The sequence below is a fragment of the Amycolatopsis echigonensis genome (assembly GCF_014174495.1).
GTDB classification, from domain to species: Bacteria; Actinomycetota; Actinomycetes; order Mycobacteriales; family Pseudonocardiaceae; genus Amycolatopsis; species Amycolatopsis echigonensis.
On sequence record NZ_JACJHR010000183.1, the window covers coordinates 1 to 3971 of the forward strand.

General features: G+C 69.2%; 5 protein-coding genes. All 5 read right to left on the reverse strand.

What is annotated here, in order from left to right:
* Positions 1–306 precede the first annotated feature (306 nt).
* Positions 307–603, reverse strand: coding sequence for a hypothetical protein (locus H5411_RS45875; protein ID WP_183127948.1), 297 nt, complete (start codon positions 601–603; stop codon positions 307–309).
* Positions 604–773: 170 nt separating this feature from the next.
* Positions 774–1553, reverse strand: coding sequence for a M48 family metallopeptidase (locus tag H5411_RS45880; RefSeq protein ID WP_183127949.1), 780 nt, complete (start codon positions 1551–1553; stop codon positions 774–776).
* Positions 1550–2434, reverse strand: coding sequence for a DNA-processing protein DprA (locus H5411_RS45885; protein ID WP_183127950.1), 885 nt, complete (start codon positions 2432–2434; stop codon positions 1550–1552). Before H5411_RS45885 ends, H5411_RS45880 begins: the two co-directional genes overlap by 4 nt.
* Before the next feature lie 61 nt (positions 2435–2495).
* A complete protein-coding gene (locus H5411_RS45890; RefSeq protein ID WP_183127951.1) occupies positions 2496–3296 on the reverse strand; it encodes a hypothetical protein in 801 nt (266 codons plus the stop codon).
* A gap of 134 nt (positions 3297–3430) precedes the next feature.
* Positions 3431–3971 (reverse strand): hypothetical protein (locus H5411_RS45895; RefSeq protein WP_220818358.1); only part of this gene is annotated, 541 nt, incomplete at its 5' end.

Consider the following 3971-nt stretch of genomic DNA (forward strand, 5'->3'; position numbering starts at 1 on the left):
CGCTGTCGGTCCCGCCTTGTCGACACGGGCACCGCACCCGTTTCAGCTCGGCGGCAATCCTTCGGTCAGGACCCGATGAAACAGCTCGGTAAGTCCTGCCGGCTTCGGGTCCGGACGGCACGAGCCTGGAGCCGTACCCGCAGTAGCCAGGCAGCGGCTGTGTCTTCGCGTCGGAGTTGATGGCGACGGGCGTGTCACGCGACAGTTCCGTCCACTCGTCACGCCCGGCCAGTCGTCATGATTCATGATGTCCGGCTGGTGCTGGGACGTTCGGACGCCGGGCCCGAGGGTGCTATGGCGGCGCGGTCACGAATCGTCGCTCGTGTCTGCGTCGCCGGTGTCCGCGCCCTCCAACAGCTTGTACACGTTGCTGCGTTGCATGCCGACTTCCTTGGAGATCCGCAACCGCGGAACCCCGGCTGCGTCGGCACTGAGTACCGCCTCGCGCCGCTTCTTCCTGGCTTCGCGTTGCTTCTTCAGAAGGCCGTTGATCTTCTCTTCGAGCTTGGCCTGTTGTTCGCGAGCGTCATCCAGCTCCTTCTTGATCCCTTCGACCTCGGCCCGGCAGGCACGAAGTTGAAGGACTTCCTCGGGCTCGCTCATGGGGAAGCCTCTCTCGCTCGCTGTCATCGAGCCAGGGCCGATGACGCTCCGTTGTCGCGGTATGTCTATCACGCATGTCTATCAGTCCTCTTGTTAGGACAGCCGGTGTGGTGTTTCGTGTCCCGTCGTGGGGTGACTGCTATGCACTCCTGGTAGCGCGATACAGCTGGTCAGTGCGGCTCGAAGTCCCCCAGCCAGGCATGGCGCCCGGCCTCGGCGAGCTCGTCCTTCCGTTGCCGCCAGTCCAGCATCCAGAGCGTCATCTGGCGCTGCCAGGCTCGCCCGTGGGGCTGCCCGCCGGGGTGGGTGGCGTGGGCTTGTTCGTGTACGAGGACGTACTCGATCAGCCGCAGCGGCAGGCCGAACGCGGCCCAGTGCAGGGCCGTGGTGTGTTTGGGCTGGCCGTGGTAGACGCCCCAGCGGCGGCGGCCCAGGTCCCGCACCTGGTAGCGCAGGCCCTCGATCCGGCCCCGCCGTTCGTACTCGCTGCCTTCCCGAACGGCCCAGGCCAGCCCCTCGCGTCGGTAGAGCTCGATGATCGCGCGCCGGATACGGTCCGGGCTCTCTCGCCGCGCGTACAGAAGGTTGTTGGGCGCGAGGGCGGGCAGTTGCCGCCCACCGCGGGTCGCCGGAGCGTCGACGAGGTGGAGCCGGTAGCGCTGGCCGAGCAGGTCGAAGGTCTCACCAGCGACGAACTGCTTGATCGGGTGGTTCGGCGCCAGCCGGACGGCCGCGGTCACCTTCTCGGTGATCCAGCGTCGGTGACCGCGGACAAACCGGGCGACCTGCTCGGGGTCGGCCTGCGGCGGGATCAGGACCGTGACGGCGCCGCCGGGCTGGACCTCGATGCCGAGGGAACGGCGTCGAGGTCGCAGCGCCACGGTGACATGCCACTCGGAGGGCAGGCAGAGCGCGGTAATGGCCGCTGTGTAGACGTCGGGTCCAGTCACCGCAATCCCTCCTGGTAGGTGATGTCGGCCGCGGCGCTGATCGCTGTGGCGTCCCCGGCGCGCAGGAGTTCGTTGACGCCGGCTGAGGCGGCCGAGGTGACCGGCCCCGGTACGCCGTAGACCCGCCGCCCGAGGTGCCGGGCAGCGCGGGCGGTGATCAGCGCGGCACTGCGCTGCCCGGCCTCGACGATCACGGTCGCGGCGGCCAGTGCGGCCAGCAGACGACGGCGAGCAATGAATCGCGCCCGCGTCGGAAGTCCGCCGAGGGGGTACTCGCTGACCAGCAGCCCGCCCGTTCGGACGATCTCGGCGAACAGGGGCGCGTGCGCGATCGGGTAGTCCAGATCGACGCCGCACGGCAGGACCACGACGGCCGGGCCTTGCCCGGTGAGCGCACCGCGCAGGGCGCTCTCGTCGATGCCGAAGGCGCCACCGCTGACGATGCTCACGCCGGATCGCGCCAGTTCGTCGGCGAGGTCCGCGGCGAAGGCTGAGCCGTACCCGGTGGACACGGCCGTGCCGGTGACGGTTACGGCGGTGCGGGTGAGCTCGGCGAGGGATGCCGAGCCACGTGTCCACAGCGCCAGCGGTGCGCCCAGGCCGTGGCCGGCCATGCCGGCGAGCCTGCCGAGCGGCCACGCGTCGTCCTCGGGGGTCACCAGCGTGGCGGTCCCGGCGTCGATCGCGCGGAGGGCGTCGTCCAGTCGCGGATCTGGCCGGGTGATCTCGGCCAGGACCGTGGGCGGAGCGGTCCCGCCGCGGATGCGCTCGACGGCCTTGACCGGCCCGTGAGCGGCGACGAAGTCGTGCACTGCGGGTGCGGGCGGCTCCGCGGCGTACAGCAGGAACAAGCGCGCGTGCTGAGGGTCGGTGAGGGGCATGGTGCAACTCCTTCGATGTGGGAAAGGAAGACAGCCGAGCCGGGACCGGCGGACACGGCTGTCAGCGCTCGGGGTGGTGGTCGTGCAACGGGATCGGCAGGCTGTGGCCGATCAGCTCGCGCCAGCGCCAATCGCCGGTGTGGATGAAGGCACCCGACGCGGCGAACCACATGCCGGGCGGGTCCACTGGGCGGGCCACGTGCCGGCCGTGCTCGAACAGCACGTACACCCCTGGTGCCTGGTCGGACGGCTCGCGGACTCGCGCGAAGGCGGGCAGCTCTCGGTCCTGGCCGAGGCCGAGGACGGTTACGTGCCGCACACGGGAGGACAACCCGCCGTTCGGGCAGTGGATCGGTCCGGTCAGGATCTCCGCGGGCAGTCCTTTGCGGACCACAGGGATCTCGATGGTGCTGTCCCCGATGTTGGGGATCTGCTCCAGCGCCGTGACGGCCCAGGGGGTGTCGGCGTAGACGGGCAGGAGCTGGTAGGCCGGGACGGACAGCGACCCGTAGCGCACTCTGGTTTTCGTCTCGGCGGGAAGCCTGCTGAGGACTTCGTCGCGGAGCCGGGTAATCCACGTAGACGCGGGTCCGGTGGTCCAGTCAGCCGTCTCGTCCGACTGGTACTCGTAGCTGTCCAGCAGCCTCAGCACCGCGACCGGGTGGAACGCGTGGTCGGCCAGGGCCGCCGTGTAGTCCGGTGGGTCCTCGTGATCGCCGAGCACCCCGATGCTGCGGTAGTGCTGCTGGAGCAACATCTGGCCGGCCAGTGTGGCGTCGTCGCGTGTTGCGATCATGTCGAACTGGAGGCCAGCGTTGACGAGTCCGTCGATATGTGCGGTGTGCAATTCGAACGGAGCCATAGCGGTATCCCCTTTCGGAACAAGACGATTGCGAAACTTCGGCGTGGCGCCACGCCGGAAGTCGATGTGCCGCAAGCGAAAGGCTGCGGACGAGGCGGGAAAGGTGAGCTCGCCCAGCGAGCCCAGCACTGCCGTTAGGAGGCGCTGGTGAACCGGGAGCGAGTCAGGGCGTGCCGCACCACGTCAGCCGCGACCTCACAACGGCTTTCCAGGCGAGCGAGCAGCGTGTCCGTGTGCGCTGCCCAGGTGTCGTCGAAGCGATCCATGGACTTGTCCAGCGCTTGGGCCGGCGCCACGGTGTAGAACTCCTCCATGGCCGGGTACGCCCCGTCTTGACGTTGGCGCACCCACAGGCGTCGGTGGATGTCCCGATCGCCGCCGCGTACCGGTGCGCCCGCGATCTGCTCGTGGCGCACCAGCGGCACGCCGACGAGGTCGCTCATCTCCTCCAGCGCGGCGTACACCACCAGGTGCCCGCCGAGCAGGACGCGGTCCACCGAGCGGATCGCGTTGGCAGGCGCGGAGTAGAAGCGACGCACGCGGTACACCGCCCACGGCATGCGCTTCATCCGCGCTGCGGCCAGTTTGACCGGCGCGGTCACCTGGTCGCGTTGCAGCCGGCTGATCAACGACTTGCCAGGACCGAACAACCCGGATCTGGGGTTCAGCGCGGTA

Bases quoted from the DNA above. Each gene is read 5' to 3' on its own strand.
- H5411_RS45875 (WP_183127948.1), bottom strand. From the start codon at position 603: ATGAGCGAGCCCGAGGAAGTCCTTCAACTTCGTGCCTGCCGGGCCGAG.
- H5411_RS45885 (WP_183127950.1), bottom strand. From the start codon at position 2,434: ATGCCCCTCACCGACCCTCAGCACGCGCGCTTGTTCCTGCTGTACGCC.
- H5411_RS45890 (WP_183127951.1), bottom strand. From the start codon at position 3,296: ATGGCTCCGTTCGAATTGCACACCGCACATATCGACGGACTCGTCAAC.